Annotated in this window: 17 protein-coding genes and 1 tRNA gene; 9 read left to right on the forward strand and 9 right to left on the reverse strand. The window is 65.9% G+C overall.

The window, feature by feature from the left end:
* The first annotated feature begins 2 nt into the window (after window positions 1–2).
* The 4 genes from ACPUD7_RS01325 to ACPUD7_RS01340 all read left to right on the forward strand — a co-directional run bounded on the left by ACPUD7_RS01325 (window position 3) and on the right by ACPUD7_RS01340 (window position 3,295).
* Window positions 3–1,826 carry an acetyl/propionyl/methylcrotonyl-CoA carboxylase subunit alpha gene (locus ACPUD7_RS01325; RefSeq protein ID WP_425118864.1) on the forward strand — a complete coding sequence of 608 codons (1,824 nt, stop codon included), beginning with the start codon at window positions 3–5 and terminating at the stop codon, window positions 1,824–1,826.
* Window positions 1,827–1,909: 83 nt separating this feature from the next.
* Window positions 1,910–2,383, forward strand: coding sequence for a thioredoxin-dependent thiol peroxidase (gene bcp / locus ACPUD7_RS01330; protein WP_135541369.1), 474 nt, complete (start codon window positions 1,910–1,912; stop codon window positions 2,381–2,383).
* Window positions 2,384–2,476: 93 nt separating this feature from the next.
* Window positions 2,477–2,558, forward strand: a tRNA-Leu gene (locus ACPUD7_RS01335).
* Between the two features lie 260 nt (window positions 2,559–2,818).
* Window positions 2,819–3,295, forward strand: coding sequence for a GNAT family N-acetyltransferase (locus tag ACPUD7_RS01340; RefSeq protein ID WP_135541371.1), 477 nt, complete (start codon window positions 2,819–2,821; stop codon window positions 3,293–3,295).
* A 45-nt stretch (window positions 3,296–3,340) separates the two neighbouring features.
* On the opposite strand, the gene ACPUD7_RS01345 is transcribed toward ACPUD7_RS01340, so the two are convergent.
* Window positions 3,341–3,967, reverse strand: a complete 627-nt coding sequence (locus ACPUD7_RS01345; RefSeq protein ID WP_425118865.1) for a TetR/AcrR family transcriptional regulator C-terminal domain-containing protein — start codon at window positions 3,965–3,967, stop codon at window positions 3,341–3,343.
* 129 nt (window positions 3,968–4,096) lie between these two features.
* Between ACPUD7_RS01345 and ACPUD7_RS01350 the strand changes: the two genes are divergently transcribed.
* Entirely contained in the window at window positions 4,097–5,743 is a 1,647-nt protein-coding gene (locus tag ACPUD7_RS01350; RefSeq protein WP_425118866.1) for an amidohydrolase, read from the forward strand.
* A 14-nt stretch (window positions 5,744–5,757) separates the two neighbouring features.
* Window positions 5,758–7,137 carry an APC family permease gene (locus tag ACPUD7_RS01355; protein ID WP_135541377.1) on the forward strand — a complete coding sequence of 460 codons (1,380 nt, stop codon included), beginning with the start codon at window positions 5,758–5,760 and terminating at the stop codon, window positions 7,135–7,137.
* 75 nt (window positions 7,138–7,212) lie between these two features.
* Here the strand turns inward: ACPUD7_RS01355 and ACPUD7_RS01360 are convergent, their stop codons facing one another.
* Complete coding sequence (locus ACPUD7_RS01360) at window positions 7,213–7,842, reverse strand: HAD-IA family hydrolase (RefSeq protein ID WP_425118867.1); 630 nt, start codon at window positions 7,840–7,842, stop codon at window positions 7,213–7,215.
* A 160-nt stretch (window positions 7,843–8,002) separates the two neighbouring features.
* Here ACPUD7_RS01360 and ACPUD7_RS01365 point away from each other — a divergent pair, with 160 nt between their 5' ends.
* Together ACPUD7_RS01365 and ACPUD7_RS01370 are read left to right on the forward strand one after the other, a co-directional pair.
* Window positions 8,003–8,350 (forward strand): PadR family transcriptional regulator, encoded by a 348-nt coding sequence (locus ACPUD7_RS01365; RefSeq protein ID WP_425118868.1) that lies wholly within the window; start codon window positions 8,003–8,005, stop codon window positions 8,348–8,350.
* Window positions 8,347–9,321: an HAAS signaling domain-containing protein gene (locus ACPUD7_RS01370; protein WP_425118869.1), complete on the forward strand. Its 975-nt coding sequence runs from the start codon at window positions 8,347–8,349 to the stop codon at window positions 9,319–9,321. Before ACPUD7_RS01365 ends, ACPUD7_RS01370 begins: the two co-directional genes overlap by 4 nt.
* A 45-nt stretch (window positions 9,322–9,366) precedes the next feature.
* Here the strand turns inward: ACPUD7_RS01370 and ACPUD7_RS01375 are convergent, their stop codons facing one another.
* The 7 genes from ACPUD7_RS01375 to ACPUD7_RS01405 form a co-directional block, all read right to left on the reverse strand.
* Complete coding sequence (locus tag ACPUD7_RS01375) at window positions 9,367–10,695, reverse strand: methyltransferase (protein ID WP_425118870.1); 1,329 nt, start codon at window positions 10,693–10,695, stop codon at window positions 9,367–9,369.
* A 53-nt stretch (window positions 10,696–10,748) separates the two neighbouring features.
* A complete protein-coding gene (locus tag ACPUD7_RS01380) occupies window positions 10,749–11,030 on the reverse strand; it encodes an HPr family phosphocarrier protein (protein ID WP_425118871.1) in 282 nt (93 codons plus the stop codon).
* A 117-nt stretch (window positions 11,031–11,147) separates the two neighbouring features.
* The gene (gene ptsP / locus ACPUD7_RS01385) at window positions 11,148–12,818 is read right to left on the reverse strand and encodes a phosphoenolpyruvate--protein phosphotransferase (RefSeq protein ID WP_425118872.1); all 1,671 of its coding nucleotides are present in this window, start codon (window positions 12,816–12,818) and stop codon (window positions 11,148–11,150) included.
* 38 nt (window positions 12,819–12,856) lie between these two features.
* Window positions 12,857–15,067, reverse strand: coding sequence for a PTS fructose transporter subunit IIABC (locus ACPUD7_RS01390; protein WP_425118873.1), 2,211 nt, complete (start codon window positions 15,065–15,067; stop codon window positions 12,857–12,859).
* Entirely contained in the window at window positions 15,064–16,278 is a 1,215-nt protein-coding gene (locus tag ACPUD7_RS01395) for a 1-phosphofructokinase family hexose kinase (protein WP_425118874.1), read from the reverse strand. Before ACPUD7_RS01395 ends, ACPUD7_RS01390 begins: the two co-directional genes overlap by 4 nt.
* The gene (locus ACPUD7_RS01400) at window positions 16,275–17,069 is read right to left on the reverse strand and encodes a DeoR/GlpR family DNA-binding transcription regulator (protein WP_425118875.1); all 795 of its coding nucleotides are present in this window, start codon (window positions 17,067–17,069) and stop codon (window positions 16,275–16,277) included. Before ACPUD7_RS01400 ends, ACPUD7_RS01395 begins: the two co-directional genes overlap by 4 nt.
* Window positions 17,070–17,343: 274 nt before the next feature.
* A complete protein-coding gene (locus ACPUD7_RS01405) occupies window positions 17,344–18,720 on the reverse strand; it encodes an MFS transporter (RefSeq protein WP_425118876.1) in 1,377 nt (458 codons plus the stop codon).
* Window positions 18,721–19,015: 295 nt separating this feature from the next.
* Here ACPUD7_RS01405 and ACPUD7_RS01410 point away from each other — a divergent pair, with 295 nt between their 5' ends.
* On the forward strand, window positions 19,016–19,423 hold the full coding sequence (locus ACPUD7_RS01410) for a universal stress protein (protein WP_425118877.1): 408 nt from the start codon (window positions 19,016–19,018) through the stop codon (window positions 19,421–19,423).
* Window positions 19,424–19,440 lie beyond the last annotated feature (17 nt).

The raw sequence follows: 19,440 nt of genomic DNA on the forward strand, positions 1-19,440 counted from the left end.
TCATGTCGACCATCCTCATCGCCAACCGCGGCGAAATCGCCGTCCGCATCATCCGTGCCTGCGCCGAACACGGGCACACCTCGGTAGCCGTCTACGCCGATCAGGACGCCGACGCCATGCATGTGCGCCTCGCCGACGAAGCCTTCGCTCTGCCCGGGACCGGTGCGGGTGAGACCTACCTCAACATCGAATCGATCCTCAGCGCGGCGCGGGCCGCCGGTGCCGATGCCGTCCACCCCGGCTACGGTTTCCTGTCAGAGAACGCAGACTTCGCCGCCGCTATCGAGGATGCCGGGTTGGTCTGGATCGGACCGACCGCGGAGACCATCACGGCACTCGGCGACAAGGTCACCGCCCGCCAGCTCGCGCAGAAGGTCGGCGCTCCCCTGGCGCCGGGCATCGACCAGCCCCTGAAGGATGCGAGCGAGGTTGAGTCCTTCGCCGCCGAGGCGGGACTGCCGATCATCATCAAGGCCGCCCACGGCGGCGGCGGGCGCGGCATGAAGATCGTCCACGAGCTCACCGACGTGGCCGGCGCCTTCGATTCAGCGACCCGTGAGGCCGCCGAGGCGTTCGGTCGCTCCGAATGCTTCGTCGAGAAATACCTCGAACGTCCCCGTCACCTCGAAGTCCAGATCGTCGGCGACGGTCAGGGTCGTGTCGTGGCCGTCGGTGATCGCGACTGCTCCGCGCAGCGCCGCAACCAGAAACTCATCGAGGAGGCACCCGCCCCGGGCCTGTCGGCGGATCAGCGCGAGCGCCTGCACCGTTCGGCCGAAGCGATCTGCGCCGAGGTGGACTACCGCGGTGCCGGCACCGTCGAATTCCTCCTCGCCGCCGACGGCACCATGACGTTCCTCGAAGTCAACACCCGGCTCCAGGTCGAACACCCTGTCACCGAGGCGACGACCGGGATCGACCTCGTCGCCGAACAGTTCCGCATCGCCTTCGGCGACGGCCTGTCGCTCGACTCGACACCACGGCCGCAGGGGCATGCGATCGAGCTGCGCATCAACGCCGAGGACCCCGGCCGCGGCTTCCTGCCCACTCCCGGACGCATCGACGTCCTCGACGTGCCCGGCGGGCCCGGCATCCGCTGGGATTCCGGTCTCCGTGCCGGTGACACGGTGCAGCCGGCCTTCGACTCCCTCTTCGCCAAGCTCATCGTCCACGGTCCCGACCGGAGTGCGGCAATCGCCCGGACGATCACCGCGGCCAAGGAACTCCACGTCGAAGGGCCGGCCACCGTTCTGCCGTGTTCGCTGGCGATCCTGTCCGACGAGGCGTTCACCCGCCTCGGGGAAGACGGCGTCGAGGGCATCCATACTCAGTGGATCGAATCCGAGCTGCTGCCGCGCTTCGAGGCGCAGGACCGTCCCACACCGGGCTCGGGTGGTCAGATGCAGCGGATGCAGATCGAGATCGGCGGGAAGCTCACGACCCTCGGGCTGCCCGCCGGGCTGCTCGCCGCCCTCGGTTCGGCCGGTGGGGCCGGTCAGGGCAGCACCGATCAGGGCGGTGACGGCAGTGCCGCCGGCCACGGTGGAGCCGCCTCGGCGAGGGGAGGCGAAGGAGGGGCCGTCGCCGGGGATGTCACCGCACCTGTGCCCGGCAGCCTCGTCGACTTCCTCGTCGACGACGGTGCCGAAGTCGCCGCCGGAGACGAGGTCGCCGTGCTGTCGGCGATGAAGATGGAGACCCGGGTCGAAGCACCGGTCGCGGGCACGTTCCACCGGGTCGCGGCCGTCGGCGATGTCGTCGCGGTCGACCAGGCCATCGCACGCATCGGCTGCGGCATCGCCCAGTCCATCGCACGCATCGGCTGAGGCATCCCAGGCGACAACGGAATAGAGTGGTGGACAGCAATGGTTATCCACCACCGATAGCGTCCACCTCAGGAGGAACATTCATGTCACGTCTGTCAGTCGGCGACACCGCCCCGGACTTCACCCTCGTCAACCAGGACGGGAAGTCCGTGAGCCTCAGCGACTTCAAGGGCCAGCGGGTCGTCGTCTACTTCTACCCGGCCGCCATGACCCCGGGCTGCACGACCGAGGCGTGCGATTTCCGGGATTCGCTCTCGGCGCTCAAGGCCGCCGGGATCAACGTCCTGGGCATCTCTCCGGACAAGCCGGAGAAGCTGCAGCAGTTCATCGAGAAGGAGGGGCTGAACTTCGACCTCCTCTCCGACGAGGACAAGTCGATGATGACCGCCTGGGGTGCCTTCGGCGAGAAGAAGAACTACGGCAAGGTCGTCCAGGGCGTCATCCGCTCGACCGTCGTCGTCGATGCCGAGGGCAAGGTCGAACTCGCCCAGTACAACGTCAAGGCCACCGGACACGTCGCCCGCGTGCGCAAGGCGCTGGGCATCGACGCAGCCTGAGCGACCGCTCGCGCGACCGCGGCCGAGGTTTTCAGCATCCCGCGACGCCCCTGCTAATCTTGAGGGCGTCGCGGTCGCCTCGGCGGGCGTTCGGCGCGAGTGGCGGAATTGGTAGACGCGCTGGATTTAGGTTCCAGTGTCTTCGGACGTAGGGGTTCAAGTCCCCTCTCGCGTACCGCAGTCCCCGGTGTGGAGATCGAACAGTTTCCGCACCGGGGATCTTTCATTCTCCGACGCTCATCGTCCACGCTCGTTCGCCCATCACAAAAGATGCACACCGCCCTACATTTCGTACACCGATTTCCACATTGCGTCCCTGCCATCAGTACGCAAACAGAGGTGCTGAACGTAATGTGGTGATTGCCCCAGAACCGGAGAGGTTTGTTGCCCCGGGACCGCAGAGGTAGCCGCGCCGGAACCACAGAAAGGACGACGATGACGTCATCTTCAGCACCGACGATCCGCCCCACCGCCCCTGCCGACGAAGCCCGCTGGAAGGAACTCTTCCGCGCCTATCGTGAGTTCTACCGGCTGCCCGAGTCCGAAGAGATCGTCTCCCGGGTGTGGGGATGGATCACCGAGCCTGATCATGAGGTGCAGAGCCTCGTCGCCGAGGTGGACGGGCGGATCATCGCCATCGCCGACTACCGCCGCTTCGCTCGCCCGTCGACCGGGTCGACGGGAATCTGGCTCGACGACCTCTTCACCGACCCCGAGGAACGCGGTTCCGGCGCCGGACGTACCCTCATCGCCCGGCTGCAGACCATCGCCGCCGAGGAGGGGCGCTCCGTCGTCCGCTGGATCACCGCATCCGACAACGAGCGGGCCCAGGTGCTCTATGAGAAGGTCGCCTCGCGGACGAACTGGGTCACCTATGACGCGAAGCCGGCAGCCGAAGCCGCGGGCTCTTAGGCCATTCGTTCGCGCAGTTCGGCGCGGAAGAGGAGCCGGAAGCGTTCACCAATCGCACACCTCCTGGCGCAGACCCGCGATGAGGGCTCGCAGTCCGAGGTCAAATGCGGCCACAGCTGATGACGACTCAGCGAAGCGCGGGTCGAGTGCCGCTCGGATCGCGGAGAACCGCTCATCCGCAGAGTCTTGGGAGATGAGGTCGTCGGGGGCGATGATGTCGAGGGCAGAACCGAGGACGTGGGCTTCGACCGTCCGCATGACCGCCACCGTCCTCGTCTCCGGCCAGCCGCCTCGGCGCAGGCCCGCGACTACTGAGTCGTACATCTGATACGTCGAAAGATCGCTGATCGATGTCGTCGCGAGCAGGCGGATGAGGTTGGGGTGGGCGGCGAACGCACGCAGATACGAGCGGGCCCACGACTCGAGCGCTTCGTCCCAGCGCACCCTGTCCGCGGATGAGGACACCGAGGCGAACGGACCGACGTCGATGTCGGAGACGATGCGGGCGCGCATGAGTTCGATGAGTTCGGCACGCCCGGAGACATGGTTGTACAGGGAGGACACCTGTCTGTCGACACGTGAGGCCAGCGTACGCATCGACAGAGCTTCAGCACCCTCCTCGTCGACGAGGACGAGCGCGGCATCGACGAGCCGCTGCCGATTGAGCCTCATTTTGCTCCTGCCTTCCTCTTCCATCGTTCCCGCTAGGAGTGTATCGTGTTCTCAGTCACAGACACGAACACTGTTCGTATATCGTGACGGGACGACGAAGACGTGCAGCGAAGCGGGAGCAGAATCGACGTGACGATCTCACATTTCCACAATGGCACCATCTGGCTCGGGTCCGCCGGCGAGACGAGCGACGCACTGCTCGTCGTCGACGGCATCGTCGCCGCGGTGGGTTCGGCCCTGGTCGCGGATTCGCTCGCCGAGGCGTCCCTCGCCTCCCGTGCAGACGTCGAGAGAGTCGACCTCGACGGCGGCTTCCTCATGCCCGCCTTCGGCGATGGTCACGCCCACCCGATCTTCGGCGGGCTCGAAGCGGAGGGACCGCAGGTGCGCTCGTGTCCCAGCGTCGACGAGGTCGTCGCCGAGGTGCGTCGTTTCGCCGCAGCGAACCCGGACATCGAGTGGATCACCGGCGCATCGTATGACGGCAGCCTCGTCGAGGGCGGACTCTTCGACGCCCGCTGGCTCGACGAGGCGGTTCCCGACCGGCCGGTCGTGCTGCGCGCTTGGGACTATCACACCGTATGGTGCAATTCGCGGGCCCTTGAACTCGCCGACATCACGGCCGAGACACCCGAACCGATGCTGGGTGAGATCCCCCGCCGGGGCGACGGGTCGCCGCTCGGCACGCTGCGCGAGTGGGGCGCGGTCGATCTCGTCGACGCCGTCCGTCCGCCGCTGGACGAGACCATTCGGCTCCGCGCTCTCGAATGTGCGGCCGACTACTACCTCCAGCGCGGCGTCACCTGGGTCCAAGATGCCTGGGTCGAGCCGGCCGACGTCGACACCTACTGCAAGGCCTCTGCCCAGGGGCGGCTCAAGCTCCGGTTCAACCTCGCCCTCTACGCCGACCCGCGCCATTTCGCGCACCAGATGCCGGACATGATCGAAGCCAAGCAGCGCGTGGATGCTCTGGCCGATCCGCACCTCAGTGCCAACACCGTGAAGTTCTTTGCCGACGGGGTCGTCGAGAACGAGACCGGGTCACTGCTCAATCCCTACTGCTCCTCGCTGCACAATCACGGGCTGCGGGTGTGGGAGGGAGAGACCCTCGCCGAGGCGGTGCGAGCCGTCGACGCCGCGGGCTTCCAGGTTCACATCCACGCCATCGGCGATGCCGCCGTGCGGCAGGCCCTCGACGCCATCGAATCGGCGATCGTCGCGAACGGGCCCCGCGATCGCCGCCCAGTGATCGCCCACGCCCAGATCGTCGATTCCGCAGATCTCGCTCGCTTCGCCGAGCTCGGGGTCATCGCGAACATGCAGCCTCTGTGGGCACAGCTCGATGACCTCATGATCGTCCTCACGATCCCCCGCCTCGGCGAGGAACGGGCAGCCACGCAGTATCGGATGCGCAGCATCCTCGACAGCGGAGGGGATCTCTCTTTCGGCTCGGACTGGCCGTGCACCTCGGGCACGCCCGTCGAAGGTCTGGCGATCGGCACAAGCAGACAGAACGAGCAGGGCGAACCAACCGGCGGATGGACACCGGAGGAGATCGTCGATATCGATCGTGCCCTCGACGCGTACTCGACGGCGGTGGCCCACCAAGCCTTCGCCGATCACTCTCCCGCAGCCTGGGGCGAGATTCGGCCCGGGGCGAGCGCTGATCTCATCAGATTCGACCGCGACCTTCGAGAACTGCCTCCGCGGGAACTCGCTGTGATGCCTGTTCACACCACCTACCTCGGCGGCGTTGCCGTGCATTCAGCACCCTGAGCGAAAGGACGACGATGCCCCACCCACAAGACACCACAGCCCCTCACGGCGACGAGAAACCTCAGGCTGGCGGCGAAGGACAGCTCCGTCGAGCGCTCGGGGTCCCGTCTCTGGTGTTCTTCGGCCTTGTCTACATGGTGCCCCTCACGGTTTTCACGACCTACGGCATCGTCACTCAGGTCAGCGGCGGTCGGGTGCCGCTGGCCTACGTGATCACTCTCCTCGCAATGGTCTTCACCGCCAGATCATACGCAAAGATGGCCCACGAACTGCCCTACGCCGGGTCCGCCTACACCTACACGCAGAAGAGCTTCGGGGCAGGCATCGGCTTCGTCGCCGGATGGGCACTGCTCCTCGACTACCTGTTCCTGCCGATGATCAACTACCTCGTCATCGGCATCTACCTGTCCGCCGCGTTCCCGATGATCCCCTCCTGGGTATTCGTGCTCACCGCGATCGTTCTCGTCACCCTCCTCAATGTCATCGGCATCGTCTCCGTGGCACGTGCCAATATCGTCATCATCGTGGCGCAGGCGATCTTCATCATCACCTTCGCGGCCCTTGGCATCGCCTCGATGTCGGGAACCGGCAGCGTCGACCTCGCCGTCCCGTTCACCGGCGATGGGACCGCGGAGGGATTCGGCAATGTCATGGCCGGCGCCGCGATCCTGTGCCTGTCGTTCCTCGGCTTCGATGCGGTCTCGACCCTGTCCGAGGAGGCCAAAGATGCCAAGCGCACCGTACCTCGCGCGATCGTCATCGCCACCATCACGGGCGGTCTCATCTACATTGTGCTCTCGTTCCTCGCTCAACTCGTCTACCCGTCGAATGACTTCGCCGACGTCGACTCGGGCGCACTCGATGTCATGGCCGCCGCGGGAGGTGAATTCCTCACGATCTTCTTCACCGCCGCCTATGTCGCCGGCGCCTGCGGGTCCGCACTGACCTCGCAGGCCTCGGTCTCACGCATCCTCTTCGCAATGGGACGTGACGGTGTCCTGCCGAAGAGATTCTTCGGACGCCTCTCACCGCGTTTCCACAGCCCGATTCCGGCGACGCTGTCGGTTGGAGTGGTCTCACTGTTCGCATTGGCCATCGACCTCGGGTTCCTCTCGGAGATGATCAGCTTCGGCGCGCTCATCGCGTTCTCCGCAGTCAACCTCGCGGTGATCAAACACTTCATCATCGATGGGAAGCGGCGCGGAGCCCACGCCGTGATGAGCTTCATCGTGCTGCCGGGAATCGGGTTCTGCCTCACTCTGTGGCTGTGGACGAGCCTGTCACCGCGCACCCTGCTCATCGGCCTGGTCTGGCTCGTCATCGGCACCAGCTACCTCACATTCGTCACACGAGGCTTCAGACGTCCGACGCCGATGCTTGACCTGAGCGAGTGACCCCTCGTCGATCATGCTTCGAAGGTCGGCAGAGGCCCAGCCGATTCGAACCGACCGGAAGGACACCTGCCCAGTTCAGCCCTCCTGCTGAAGAAACTGCTCAATCGTCTCGATCGTCGAGGCATTGCCACGGTGCACGGTTGCGTTCATGCCCACGGCACGAGCACCCTCTGCGCAGATGTCGTGGTCATCGATGAAGAGCACGTCCTGAGGTTCAGCGCCCATGCGTTCGAGCGCATTCTCATAGGCCTCCGGTTCCGGCTTGAGCAGACCGGTCTCGTGACTGTAGAGGATCGGATCGAAGACTGCACTGAACCCGAATCGGCGTTCCTCTTCGCAACGAGCGCCGTCGACCGAATTCGACAGGATCGCGACTCCAGCACGCGATCGGAGTGAGTCCGCATAGTCGAACAGTTCGGTGTTGAGTCGACCGCAGTACTCGTCCCACATGTCCGCCTGCATCGCCTCGGCCAGGTCCGAATCCATCTCCAGCGCTCGGCCCACCTTCGACCAATACTCGGTTCTCGTGTCCGCTCGACGATCGATGACCGGCAAGTCCGCCGCCCGGAGACGTGCTCGGTACTCCTCCACTGAAAATCCGGATCGCTCCTGCCACCGACGCTGGAATTGCGGCCACACAGTGTCGTCATCAACAACCTCGAGGACTCCCCCGATGTCGAAGAGCACCCATCTTCTCAAGTCCATGCGGCAACCCTACCTGCCGATACCCGCACCCCTTGAGTGAATAGCCCAGTTAGAGGCGAATAGCCCAGGTTCAAATCTGGGCTGCCCACCTTAAACTGTGCCGTGGCGAAAAATACCCCGCCTCTTGCAATAGTGTGTCCCACACACTAAAGTGTGTCGCATGAACGAGGATGCGCAGAAGGCGCTGACCACACACGAACTGGAGCTGCGGCGCGGCACCGTCGTCTTCGCCAGTCTCGTCGCCTGCAGGCGCCCGCAGTACGGCTACTCGCTGCTGACGACGCTGACCGAGGCGGGAATTCCCACCGAGGCCAACACCCTCTACCCCCTGCTGCGACGACTCGAGAAGCAGGGCCTGCTCACATCCGAGTGGAGCACCGAGCAGGCTCGCCCCCGCAAGTACTACACCGTCACTGACAGCGGCGCCGAAGTCGCTGCCGCACTCCACTCTCAGTGGCTCGAACTCGACTCCAGCATCACGAAGCTCTGGAAGGACGGCACACCATGAGTGCGCTCACCGAAATCTACGTCGACAACGTCGTCCGTCATCTGCCCGAGAACACGCGTGCGGACATCGCCGCCGAGATCACCGCCACGATCGACGATACGGTCGAGGCCCGCCTCGGCGAGGATCCGCAGCCGAACCCCGAACGCACGGCCGCCGTCGAACGCGAAGTGCTCGAAGAACTCGGCGATCCGGCCGTGCTGTCGCGGGAGTATTCGAACTCGCCGCAGCACTTCATCGGCCCGAAGTCGTACCCCCTCTTCCTCTGGACACTGCGCTGGATCCTGCCCATCGTCGGTCTGATAGCGGTGCTCGCCAACGTGGTGGTCACCGTCGCCACCACCCCCGATGTTCAGCTCGGGGAACTGATCGGCAGCACTGTCGGCAACACCGTCTCCGCACTGCTCACCGCCTTCGCCGTCATCGCGATCATCATCGGCCTCGGCGACCGCCGTGCCGACGACGCGGCACTGCCCCGCATGCCCGGGCAGCAGAAGGGCGCGTGGACGATCGATGATCTCGATCGTCGCGATGTCCGCGGCAGGCAGATCCGCGCCGAGGCGGCCCTTGGGCTGGTCTTCATCCTCGCGTTGGCGACGATCCCCTTCATCCCGACGAGCCTGCTCTACGTCGGCCACATCAACCACGGCGGGACGTTCATCAATCCGGACCTCGGCACGGGCTGGCTGCTCGGCTACTGGGGCTTCCTCGCCCTCCTGGCCGTGGTCGAGATCATCAGGTTCGTGAATGGCTCGACGCGACCGACCGTGTCGATCATCGGCGGGATCATCGATGTGGCCATGGCCGTCTTCCTCACCATCGCCCTGCTCACCCAGCCGGTCCTCCACCCCGAGATCACGAGCGCTCCGAACGCCGACATCCAACAGATCATCACGGCCGCAGCGATCTGGATCATCACGATCTGGGACCAGGTGAGCACGTGGCGGACGTATCGCGCCCAGCAGAGCCGATGAGGACGGCAGCAGTCCTCTGACGCCCGGCCGCAGTACTCGTGCAGCTCAGCTGCGGCGGCTGGAGATGACCGTGAACTTCTTGTTCCGGGCCAGCTGTTCGCTGGGCCCGATGATGGCTTCGAGGCGATCCCGGTAGCGCAGGTGCGTGTTGAACACGGTGATCACCTGTCCGCCGGGCGCCAGATGTGCCGCGGCCGTGGCCATGAGTGCCGCGGCGGTCTCGGTTTCGATCGTCGTGCCCTGATGGAACGGCGGGTTGAGGACGACGAGGTCGAACTCCCCCAAGGCCGCCACGTCGGCATCGGCGCCGTCCGCGGCATCACCGAGGACGATGTCGACGTCGATTCCGTTCGCCTCCGCTGTGGCCCTCGCCGAGGCGACCGCCGCCTTGGACACATCCACGCCGGTTCCCCGTGAAGCTCCCGTGGCACGCATGGCAGCGGTCAGCAGCCATCCGTTCCCGCAGCCGAGGTCAAGGATGGAATCCGCAACAGCGGCGGGTGAGGCGGTCGAGACCGTCGTCGGAGACGAGGAGTCAGAGTCAGTGCCGGGCAGAGTCTCCAGCAGCGCATCGAGGAGCAGCGTCGAACCTTCGTCGCTGCGCACCCCGGAGAAGCAGGCACCGTGCGCTCTGACCTCGAGGTCTCCGACTGTTGAGTGAGCGATGACTCCGCGCTTCGGGAAGCTCGGCAGGCTCGGTGACGACAGCGGTCGGCTGCCGATGATCATCCGGTGCTTGCCCACTCCCGGAGAGACGTCGACCCGACCGAAGCCGCGGGAGAGCTCCTTGTTCACCGCCCGACTCATCGAGTCGCTGCGGCCGATGACGATGATCAGCGACACATGCGGCTGGAGTGCGGCAATGGACTCGGCGAGCGCGTTGGTGGCTTTCGGCGCGTTGATGATCGCCCAGGTCTCCCGGCCACTCTCCCCCGCGAGGACGTCTGCGCCGGCCGCCGTGTCGCACCCGAGCGTCGAGCGCCCACGCCCCGCCTCGGCGAGTGAGGCGATCTCCTCGAGGGAGGTGATCAGCGCAGCGTCGGCAGCGTCGGCGGCAGCACGGGATTCGTCGATGCGATCGTGATGGACGGCCACCTCGGCGAGTTCGCTGAGCAGGCGAGCCTGGAGTCCGCGGGCATCATCGACGACGATGAGGCGATGCGGGGCGTCGGCGATCGCTTCGGCGTCGATGAAGGCACCGGCCGCGTCACGACCGGACACGTCGAGTTCACGGAGGCGGCGGCCGATGATGTATTCGACGAGCATGCGCGCCTGCGGCAGACCGGGCACATCGCGCAGCTGCGGAAATTCCGCCAGCAGATCCCGGCTGCGATGGGCGGCGACAGAATCAGGGGACAGCAGGGAGGCGGACATTCGATCAGTCTAATCCGACCGCACCGCTTGCCGCCTCATCGGCTGTGCGCCGATCAGCCCTCAGCGTCGTGATCGGACTCGATGAGCTGTTTGAGGGCAGCCAGTGCCTCATCGGCACCGTCGCCTTCGGCGCGCAGAACGACCTTCTGCCCGTATTCCGCGCCGAGGCCCATGAGGGAGAGCACGCTGGCCGCGTCGAGAGCATCCTCGGCGGGTTCGCCCTCGAGGGCGATGGTGATCTCGAGATCATAGTCTCCGGCCGCCTCGGCCAGCAGAGCTGCTGGGCGGGCATGCAGGCCGACGGTGCTTCCAACTGTTGCGATGGTCTCTGCCATGACGCTGTCCTTCCTGTTCAGACCGCCCGGGTGCGGGTCGATCGACTTCTTCGACACTACTTGGTGGTGCGGTTGTCGCGCTGGGTGCGTCTCGGGCTCACGCCCGGACGAGCCGGCTCACAGACCGAGCTCGTCGAGGATCGGCAGTTCGGCTCGAACCGCGGCCTTCGCCTCGCCCGGACTCCGTGCCGTAAGAGCACGGCGGGCAATCTGCTGTGCTTGGTCCATGGTGACACCGGTCAGCACTTCTGCCACAGCCGACAGGGCACGCGGTGCCATCGACAGGCTGGTGACTCCGAGTCCGACGAGCACGACGGCCAATGCCGGATCGGCTGCGGCCTCTCCGCAGACCCCCACCGATTTCTCGGCAACGGTGCCTTGGGTCGCGGCCATGCCGATCAGTTGGAGGACGGCCGGCTGCCACGAGTCGCTGAGTTCTGCCAGACCGCCGAGCATGCGGTCAGAGGCCATGACGTACTGGGTCAGATCATTCGTGCCGATGGACGTGAACTCGACCTCAGCAAGGATCGATGCCGCCTGCAGCGCCGCCGAGGGGACCTCGACCATGACACCGGCAACCGGCAGGCCGGCCGCGTGGACGAGCGTCGAGAACTGCTTAGCCTCCTCTGCCGTGGCGATCATCGGAGCCATGACGTGAACGGTGACCGCATGTTTCTGCGCGGCCACGGCGATGGCCTCCAGCTGACGTTCGAGCACGCCCTGGGCCCTTCGGCTGGTCCGGAATCCGCGCACCCCCAAGGCCGGGTTCGGTTCTTCGCAGTCGGTGAGGAACGGCAGCGGTTTGTCGGCTCCGGCGTCGAGGGTGCGCACGACGACCTTGTGATCGTCGAAGGCCGCGAACACCTCCCCGTAGGCTTCGGCCTGCTCTTCCACGGTCGGTTCGGTGTCACGATCGAGGAAGCAGAACTCCGTGCGCAGCAGACCGACCCCTTCGGCACCGGCAGCAGCCGCCGCCCGCGCCTGAGTTCCGTCCCCGACATTGGCACGCAGCGGGATCCGGGTGCCGTCCTTGAGCAGGCAGGGACCGGTGAAGGACTGCAGCCGACCGGCCGTCTCCTTCCACGCTTCGACGAGCTCAGCCTCGGCGGCACCGGGTTCGGTGCGCAGGACGCCGGTGCCGCCGTCGACGAAGACGGAGGTGCGATCTGGGATGTCGCGGACCCCGGCGGCTGCGACCACGGCGGGAATGCCCAACGAGCGGGCGAGGATGGCCGTGTGACTCTGCGGCCCACCCTCCTCGCAGACCAGGCCGAGCACGAGTTCGGGATCCAAGGTGGCGGTGTCGGCAGGAGCGAGATCCGTGCCGATGAGCACGAAGGGTTCGGCCGAATACGGGATGCCGGGTGCCGGCACTCCGCGCAGTCGGGCGACGAGGCGAGCACGCACATCGAGGACATCGGCCGCGCGTTCGGCCATATAACCGCCCAGCTTCTCCAACTGGGCTGCGGTCTCCTCAGCCACCGTCCAGATCGCGGTCTCCGCATCGGTGTCGGACAGGCGTTTGATCGCCGTCTTCACCAGCGTGGGGTCCTTGGCCATGAGCGCCGTGGCTTTGAGCACGTCGCGGGCATCACCGGTGACCGTTTCGGACCGCTCACGCAGTTCGGCGTGCACGGCGGCCGAGGCCTCGCGGATCCTGTTCGCCTCCGCTTCCTGGTCGGCCGGGGCCGGCTTCGCCACGGGCGCGGACACCGGTTCGGGCATGTTCAGCGCCGGGGCGATGACACGCCCGGGCACGACTCCGATACCTGAGAACTCTGCGGACATCCCCATTCCTTCCTCTCTTGCCGATCTTGCCGAAGCGTTCAGACTCGCGAAGCGTCAGCCTTCGATGACACCGGTTCGTCGGCCTGCGCCGCATCGGACGCAACGGCTCCGGAATCGGTCGATGCGGTCGCGGTCGACTTCGATGCCGCCGGGGCGGTCGCCTCGGCGAGGCCGGCTGCACCGCCCTTGCGGACGAAGATCTTCAGCACCAGCACCAGCAGGGCGCTGATGATCGTGCCGACGACGATGGAGAGCAGGAACAGCAGGAACGAGTCGATGGCGAAGAAGACGAACACTCCGCCGTGCGGGGCCTGGCTGGTCACGGAGAAGGCCATCGTCATGCCGCCCGTGACGCCGGCGCCGACGATCGAGGCGGGGATCACGCGCAGCGGATCGGAGGCGGCGAAGGGAATCGCTCCTTCGGAGATGAACGCGGCACCGAGCAGCCACGCGGCCTTTCCGTTCTCCTTCTCCGCTTGGGAGAAGATGCGGGGACGCAGCGCTGTGGCCAGCGCCATGGCCAGGGGCGGAACCATTCCGGCGGCCATGACCGTGGCCATGATCTCCCAAGGCACCGGGTTCTCGACGGAGCCTGCGGCGAGTCCGGCGACGGCGAACGAGTACGCGACCTTGTTGACCGGCCCGCCCAGGTCGACGGCCATCATGACGCCGAGGATGAGTCCGAGGAGGACGGCAGCGGTTCCGGTCATCGAGCTCAGCCAGCTGTTGAGGCCCTCGGTCAGGGCGCTGATCGGTCCGCCAAGGACCATGAACATCAGACCCGAGGAGATGAGGGAGGCCACCAACGGAATGATCACGACCGGCATCAGCCCGCGCAGCCACCTCGGCGCGGCGAAGGAACCGATCCAGTGGGCGATATAGCCGGCGAGGAGTCCGCCGATGATGCCGCCGATGAAGCCGGCGCCCATGAGCACGGCCACGGCACCGACGGTGAATCCGGGGGCGATTCCGGGCCGGTCGGCGATTGCATAGGCGATGTAGCCGGCCAGTGCGGCGACGAGGAAGCCCATCGACAGGTTGCCGATCTGGAAGGAGACGGCCCCCAGGTAGGCACCGACCGGTCCCAGCGCCAGGTCGCCGAATTCGGTGGGCAGATTCCACAGGGAGTTGCCCAGGACGATGTCCTCGGAGTAGTCGGGAATGTCGAATCCGCCGAGGAGGAAGCCCAGAGCCATGAGCAGACCGCCGGCGGCGACGAAGGGGATCATATAGCTGACGCCGGTCAGCAGCACCCGCTTGAGGTGGGCACCGATGCTTTCCCGTGAGCTTGTCGAGTTCGACGATTCCTCGTCGGCGGTGTGAGCGGCGGCGAGTCTGCGGCCGTTCGGGGTGTCCGCCTCGGCGAGGGCTTTGCGGATGAGTCCCTGCGGATCGTCGATTCCGGCTTTGACCGGCACCTGCACATAGGGTTTGCCGGCGAAACGGGCCTTGTCGCGGACGTCGACATCGACGGCGAAGACGACGGCGTCGGCGCCATCGATGATGGACTGGTCGATCGGGGTCGTGCCGCTCGAGCCCTGAGTCTCGGTGACGACGTCGATGCCCATTTCGGACCCGGCCTGGACGAGGGCGTCGGCGGCCATGTAGGTGTGAGCGATTCCTGTCGGGCAGGCCGTGACGGCAACGACGCGGCGGGGGTCTTCGGCGGCCGAGGCTGAGTCTGCGGAGGCTGGGGCCGCGGCGGTTGCGGACGCTGCTGCAGTTGCGGACGCTGCGGCGGTGTCACCGGGGTTCGCTGCGGTGGAGCCGGCGGGTGCGTGCTCGGTGTCCGCTTCGCGCAGGCCGAGGGCGGTCTCGACGAGGTCGACGACTTCCTGCTCGGTCGCGGCAGCGCGCAGGGAGGCGACGAAGTCCTTCTTCACCAGGGAGCGGGCGAGCTTCGACAGCAGTGCGAGGTGTTCCTTCCCGGCACCGTCCGGGGCGGCGATCATGAATACGAGATCGGCGGGTCCGTCCTTGGCGCCGAAGTCGACCGGCGGGTTGAGACGAGCCATCGCCAAGCTCGGCGTGGTGACCGCGTCGATGCGGGCGTGCGGGATGGCGATGCCTCCGGGAACACCCGTCGGGGTCTTCTCCTCGCGGGCGATCGCCGCGGTCGCCAGCCCTTCGGCGGAGTTCGCGCGGCCCTGTTCGGCGATTGCGGTGGCCATGGCGCGGATGACAGCGGACGACTCCGTCCCCTGATCCGCGTCGAGGATCACCAGTTCCGTTGTGATGAGCGATGTCATCGTGCCTCCTCGGCTTCGGGGACTGAGCCCTGTTGATGATGTCGGTGGGAAAGATCGTCGATCGGTGCGTATGCGGATGTGTGCTCGGGTGTGCCCGCGGATGGCGTTTCGGGGGCAGTCAGGGGTGTCACGGTCACCGCGTCGGTTCGTGCATCCTCCGGGCTCGGCACCCCGGTGCCGCGCAGCCGGGCGGCAGCGGCTCCATAGGCGACGGCCTGGGCCAGCGCCTCACCGGGTTCACGACCGCGGGTCAGACCGAGCAGGTACCCGGCCAGAGTGGAGTCGCCTGCGCCCACGGTGCTCACGACCTCCATCGGCGGGTGCTTGGCGTGCCAGACGGTCTCGGGCAGAGCGAGAACTGCGCCTCCGGCACCCAGGGTCGCAAGTATCGAACGAGGGCGAGGGCCGACCGCTGCGAGCAGGGTCGAAGCGGCTCGGGCCGTGAGCTGCGGTGACGATTCCAGCCGGGCGGCGATCTCGAACAGCTCCGCTGTTTCGAGCGGTTCCGGGGCCTCGAGCGGCTTTGGGACCTCGAGCGGCTGGGCCGATGCGGACTGTCCGCTCGGGTCACCGTCGCCGCGCGGCTGAGCTTCTTCGCGGAGACCGGCGGCCTGCAGCAGTCCTGCGGCGCCGAGGAGCTCGGCGAGTTCTTCCGCGTTCGGCTTGATGAGATCCGGTGATGCCTGCAGTGCCGCAGCCAGGGGACCCCCGGAGGTGTCAACGGCGATGGAGGGAGGTTCGTCGAGTTCACGGATGCGTACGATGGCCCGCGCGTAGAAATCATCGCCGACTCCCGGAGGCAGAGATCCGGCCAGGACGACCCACTCTGCCTCGGCGGCCAGCTCTGCCACGAGGTCGAGCAGATCGGCCTGGCTGTGCGGGCTCAGGGAGGAGCCGGGTTCGTTGATCTTCGTCGTCGTGCCGTCGGGCTCGGTGACGGTGATATTGGACCGCAGCGGTGTGCCGGTGGGAACGGAGCGGTGAGCCAGTCCGATCGCATCGAGTCCGGTGAGCACGGGATCGTCGCTGTCTCCGGGCAGAACCGCCAGGGTCACGCGATCGGCCGCTGCCACTGCACGAGAGACGTTGACGCCCTTGCCGCCGGGCTGCTGTCCGGCCCAGACCGCCCGCTGCACTTGACCGCGGAGAACGGGGCCGCCGAGTTCGATGGTCCGGTCGAGACTCGGATTCGCTGTCAGGGTGAGGATCATGGAGCGACCACCTCGACCTCCGCATTCTCCAAGTGAGTCGACATCGGCTCGCCGGGCACGGCGTCGGTGATGAGGACATCGATCTGGTCCAATGCGGCGAAGCGCACCAGGGAGACGGCACCGAATTTCGCAGAGTCGGCGAGCACGACGACCTTGCGTCCGGAGTTGACGAACGCCGACTTCGTCGCCGCCTCATCGTGGTCGGGAGTGGAGACGCCGTCGTCGCCGAGTCCGTTGGTGCCGAGCACAGCGAGATCGACACGGTGACCGTCGATGGCCGCAATCGTCTGCGGTCCGACCATGGCACGAGTGACCGGACGGAAACGACCGGGAAGGACGAAGATCTCGACTCCGGGTGCTCCGGCCAGACTGTCGATGACCGACAGGGAGTTCGTGATCACGCGCAGCTGCCGGGGAGCCTGTCCGGCAGAGCGACGTTCATGGGCTTCGTGTGCGATCGCTCGGGCGAACGCCGCGCAGGTCGTCCCTCCGTCCAAGGAGATGCTCATCGTCTCGTCCAACAGGCTCAGCGCGGACTGCGCGATCGTGGTCTTTTCGTCGAGATTGTGGATCTCGCGGTCATCGAATGTCAGCTCTTCGAGGCTGTGCGGGCGGCACGGCACCGCTCCCCCGTGGACGCGCTGCAGAGATCCGGCCCTCTCGAGTGCGGCGAGATCGCGGCGGACGGTTTCCGTGGTGATGTCGAAATCGGCTGCCAGATCGGTGACACTGACCCGCCCCGCTTCGCTGACCAGATCAGCGATACGTCGTTGCCGTTCTTCAGCGAACACGTCCGGCCCTTTCCTTCGCGCGGTTCGTCGTCGATCCGGACGAAACCCACGTGGTTATCTGTTGGTTTGAATGATCTTATGACGCTATTCACGTATCGTCAATCACATTCCAACGCATATCCACTTATTCCAACATCACGTTCTTACGAAACGTCGCAGCGTCGGTCCGCGAGCGGCGATGCAGATGACGAGTGCCCCAGAACTCAGCGTTCTGGGGCACTTGTCAGACGCGGCCGCGGCGGGCTGCCTCGGTGATGGGATCAGGGCCGACGAATCAGCGCCCGACGCGTTTGTACGCCGAGGAATCGGCATTGTCGATCGTCGAATGCTTCCGGTTGTCGTGCATGAACAGCACGGCCACGAAGCCGACGATCGCGACGATGACGACATAGATGGCGAACCAGGTGGCCATTCCGGCGTCGCGGAACCACAGGGCGACGTACTCGGCGGACCCGCCGAAGAGCGAGTTGCCGATCGCGTAGGTGAACCCGACGCCGATGCCGCGGATGTGGGCGGGGAACATCTCGGCCTTCACGATGCCGGAGATCGAGGTGTACATGCTGATGAACGCCATGGCGATGATGATGAGGATGCCGGCGGTGACCATCGACTGGGCCTTGCCGATCATGCTCAGCATCGGGATGGGCAGGGCGATCATGCCGATGACGAAGATGAGCATGTTGTTCTTCCGGCCGATCTTGTCCGAGAGCATGCCGGCCAGAGGCTGCATGAAGACGAAGATGAGCAGACAGATCGTCATCAGATCGGCGATGGAGCCCTTGTTGAAGATCTCCTCGCCGGGGGTGCCTTCGTTCTGCAGCAGCAGGAACTTCTGCATATAGGTGGTGAAGACGTAGAACACGAGCGAACCGACGCAGGTGATGCCGAGCACGACGAGGAAGGCGCGAGGGTGACGCAGAACCTCGTAGAAGCTGCCCGAGTTCTCATCCTTGCGGGTGTCAGCCGAGGTGGTCTCGGTGAGTCCGCGGCGCAGCCAGATGGAGACGATGGCGGCCGCGGCCCCGATGACGAACGGCAGACGCCACCATCCTTCCTCGATCTGCTCGGTGCCCAGGGTGTGGGTCATGATGACGGCCAAGAGGCTGGCCAGCAGCTGTCCGCCGATGAGGGTGACGTACTGGAAGGAGGAGTAGAAGCCGCGCTTGCCTTCGGTGGCGACTTCGGACATGTAGGTCGCGGTCGCACCGTACTCACCGCCGACGGCGAGTCCCTGGACCATGCGCACGAGCAGCAGCAGGATGGCCGCCCAGGATCCGACGGTCGCGCTGGTCGGCAGGATCGCCATGCACAGGGAGCCGGCGCACATGAGCAGGATCGAGATGAGCATCGAGTTCTTACGGCCCATCCGGTCGGCGGCGCGACCGAAGATGTAGCCGCCGATGGGACGCATGAGGAAGCCGACGAAGAAGACGCCGGCGGACTGCATGAGCGACAGGGTCGGGTTGCCCTCGACGAAGAACTGCTCAGCGAAGTAGACGCTGAAGAAGGCGTAGATATAGAAGTCGAACCATTCGACGAGGTTGCCCGACGAGGCCGCGATGATGGCCTTGACGGTCTGCCATTCCGATTTCTTCTCACCATCGGCGCCGGAGGCGCTCACCCGGCCGAGCTTCTCTTGCGAATCTGTCACTGAGTCTTCCTTCTGTTTCGTGTATGACGCACAGAGCGCCCAGGTTACCTTACTGCCCCGGACAAGCGGCTGACGCATCGTTGCCGCCATCGAAATCCGCAACCGGACGCACGAAACCTCGCCGAATACGGCCAGGCGGTCGCTGCTGACACCCGTGCTCTGGCGGGCCGAGTGAGGAATATCTCAATCTCGTCTGCGCGATTCTCGCTCCGAGATGCGAACCGCCGCCCGGTGGACAGGGGCGGGTGTGCTACAAATTGAGGGAGCTTCGTCCAATGTCGCACCAGGAGAGATCATGACAATCCTCGTCGGTTATTCCCCCTCGCCCGAAGGCAAGGCCGCTGTCGAATTCGGAATCGAGCAGGCCCGCGCATTCGACGATGTCCTCGTCGTGCTCAATGCCGGAATAGGTGAGACTCCCGACGAACGCGGTGTGGCCACCAGCAAAGACATCGAAGAGCTCAAGGAGACGCTGCAGTCTTCCGAGGTCTCCCACGAGATCCTTCAATTCCTCCGCGGCAACGATCCCGTCGAAGAGCTCCTGGCGCTGGCCGAGGCGACCGCCGATACCCGAATGATCGTCATCGGCTCCCGTCGCCGCTCGCCCGTCGGCAAGCTCATCATGGGCTCGACGGCGCAGCGGATCATCCTCGACTCCGAGGTTCCCGTCGTGTCTGTGAAGGTCGACCGCAGGAAGAAGTAGTCGCGCGCGCCGGCTCG

Source organism: Brevibacterium sp. FAM 24630, assembly GCF_049804075.1.
In the GTDB taxonomy this organism is placed as follows: domain Bacteria; phylum Actinomycetota; class Actinomycetes; order Actinomycetales; family Brevibacteriaceae; genus Brevibacterium.

What these genes read in the sequence shown, in the direction of transcription:
- ACPUD7_RS01325 (WP_425118864.1), top strand. Translation starts at nt 3, where the DNA reads ATGTCGACCATCCTCATCGCCAACCGCGGCGAAATCGCCGTCCGCATC.
- bcp (WP_135541369.1), top strand. Translation starts at nt 1,910, where the DNA reads ATGTCACGTCTGTCAGTCGGCGACACCGCCCCGGACTTCACCCTCGTC.
- ACPUD7_RS01340 (WP_135541371.1), top strand. Translation starts at nt 2,819, where the DNA reads ATGACGTCATCTTCAGCACCGACGATCCGCCCCACCGCCCCTGCCGAC.
- ACPUD7_RS01345 (WP_425118865.1), bottom strand. Translation starts at nt 3,967, where the DNA reads ATGAGGCTCAATCGGCAGCGGCTCGTCGATGCCGCGCTCGTCCTCGTC.
- ACPUD7_RS01355 (WP_135541377.1), top strand. Translation starts at nt 5,758, where the DNA reads ATGCCCCACCCACAAGACACCACAGCCCCTCACGGCGACGAGAAACCT.
- ACPUD7_RS01360 (WP_425118867.1), bottom strand. Translation starts at nt 7,842, where the DNA reads ATGGACTTGAGAAGATGGGTGCTCTTCGACATCGGGGGAGTCCTCGAG.
- ACPUD7_RS01365 (WP_425118868.1), top strand. Translation starts at nt 8,003, where the DNA reads ATGAACGAGGATGCGCAGAAGGCGCTGACCACACACGAACTGGAGCTG.
- ACPUD7_RS01370 (WP_425118869.1), top strand. Translation starts at nt 8,347, where the DNA reads ATGAGTGCGCTCACCGAAATCTACGTCGACAACGTCGTCCGTCATCTG.
- ACPUD7_RS01375 (WP_425118870.1), bottom strand. Translation starts at nt 10,695, where the DNA reads ATGTCCGCCTCCCTGCTGTCCCCTGATTCTGTCGCCGCCCATCGCAGC.
- ACPUD7_RS01380 (WP_425118871.1), bottom strand. Translation starts at nt 11,030, where the DNA reads ATGGCAGAGACCATCGCAACAGTTGGAAGCACCGTCGGCCTGCATGCC.
- ptsP (WP_425118872.1), bottom strand. Translation starts at nt 12,818, where the DNA reads ATGTCCGCAGAGTTCTCAGGTATCGGAGTCGTGCCCGGGCGTGTCATC.
- ACPUD7_RS01390 (WP_425118873.1), bottom strand. Translation starts at nt 15,067, where the DNA reads ATGACATCGCTCATCACAACGGAACTGGTGATCCTCGACGCGGATCAG.
- ACPUD7_RS01395 (WP_425118874.1), bottom strand. Translation starts at nt 16,278, where the DNA reads ATGATCCTCACCCTGACAGCGAATCCGAGTCTCGACCGGACCATCGAA.
- ACPUD7_RS01410 (WP_425118877.1), top strand. Translation starts at nt 19,016, where the DNA reads ATGACAATCCTCGTCGGTTATTCCCCCTCGCCCGAAGGCAAGGCCGCT.